The 1,601-nt window shown below is 49.2% G+C and carries 2 protein-coding genes; both read left to right on the top strand.

Annotated elements, in window-relative coordinates:
- A partial coding sequence (locus tag KDK17_RS08630) for a hypothetical protein (protein ID WP_257287865.1) occupies positions 1-290 on the top strand: 290 nt, incomplete at its 5' end.
- Positions 278-1,219, top strand: coding sequence for a ribose-phosphate pyrophosphokinase (locus KDK17_RS08625; protein WP_257279808.1), 942 nt, complete (start codon positions 278-280; stop codon positions 1,217-1,219). The genes KDK17_RS08630 and KDK17_RS08625, both read left to right, overlap by 13 nt.
- The last annotated feature ends 382 nt before the right edge of the window (positions 1,220-1,601 follow it).

The following is a 1,601-nucleotide window of genomic DNA, read 5'->3' as shown; positions in this document are numbered from 1 at the left end:
AGGCAGCAGGTTTTGATCCTGCCATGCGGGGGTTCGAATCCCTCCACCCCAGCCACCATTCCGAATCCTATCCTAAAGATAGCTCTCTCCGCTGTTTTATGAGACGTAACGCTCAGGACAAAACATTCTCCTTCAAAGTGTTCGAAGGTGATGCTTCCAATCCGGGGAGCACAAATCAGAATGATGTGACGCTCATTGCCGTCGGCAGTCAGCGTTCTGCTCGTTTGGCGCAGAGCTACATCCACCCACGACTACGACCAGAGCAAGGTATTTATCCGTGTCCAAAATGATGGTGTTTGCCGGCAACTCAAATCCGGAGCTGGTGCACAAGGTTGTCAATCACCTGCATATCCCCCTGGGCAAGGCCTATGTTGGCCGTTTCAGTGACGGCGAAATTGCAGTGGAAATTCAGGAAAACGTTCGTGGTCGTGATGTTTTTATCATCCAGTCCACCTGTGCACCTACCAATGATAACCTGATGGAGCTGCTGGTCATGGCAGATGCTATGCGCCGTTCCTCTGCGGTTCGTATCACAGCGGTACTGCCTTACTTTGGTTATGCTCGTCAGGATCGTCGTCCGCGCTCTTCTCGTGTACCTATCAGTGCCAAAGTCGTAGCAGATATGATTGCCAGTGTGGGGGTGGATCGTGTTCTGACCGTAGATCTGCACGCAGATCAGATTCAGGGTTTCTTCGACATTCCCGTGGATAACGTCTACGGTTCCCCAATCCTGCTGGATGACATGGAACGCCAGGGTTATGAGAACCTGATGGTGGTTTCGCCCGATCACGGTGGTGTGGTTCGTGCCCGTGCTGTGGCCAAACGACTGAATACCGATCTGGCTATCATTGACAAGCGTCGCCCTGAAGCCAATAAATCTGAAGTGATGAACATCATCGGTGATGTTAACGGCCGTACCTGTGTGCTGGTCGATGATATGGTCGACACTGCCGGAACTCTCTGCGCTGCTGCTTCTGCGTTGAAGTCCAAAGGCGCAACCAAGGTGATTGCCTACTGTACGCACCCTGTTTTGTCTGGTCGTGCTCTGGAGAATGTGGCTAACTCCGAGCTGGATGAACTGGTGGTGACTAATACTATTCCTCTGAGCCCGGCTGCTCAGGCTTTGGGTCGAATCCGTCAGTTGGATATGTCCCCTCTGCTGGCCGAGTCTGTTCGCAGAATCAGTAATGCTGAATCCATCAGTGCTATGTTCCAGTAATATCAAGTGCTTACAACAATATGGGCGGCTTTTTAGGTATTCTTATAAAGCCCCCTTTTTTTGTCTTTTTGGGGGATGATCGGCGAAATATTACAAAACACTTGTTTAACTCCCCCTTCTGTCGTTCGTCAAGTACTATCAATTTTTACAGGAGTTTTCAGTTAAACTTTCATGGCTGAGAGTGACTTGGGTGGTGACATAAATATTATTAGGTCTCAGGTTAATGGGGTCTTTCTTGCTTACTATTTAAGTAGTTATAAGAAACGAGAAATTGCAAAGCTTGCTCAAGGTAATGCTGTCGTACATCTCTATGCATCTCACTTGAAGAGTCTAGCAGCCTGTCGGACTTAAGCGTCCGTAGCGAGGATTGCAAGAAATTGAG

The organism is Endozoicomonas sp. SESOKO2 (assembly GCF_024606245.1).
GTDB lineage: Bacteria > Pseudomonadota > Gammaproteobacteria > Pseudomonadales > Endozoicomonadaceae > Endozoicomonas_A.
Note: the sequence above shows the minus strand (reverse complement) of the source record. Positions and strands in the feature narration are given on the sequence as shown.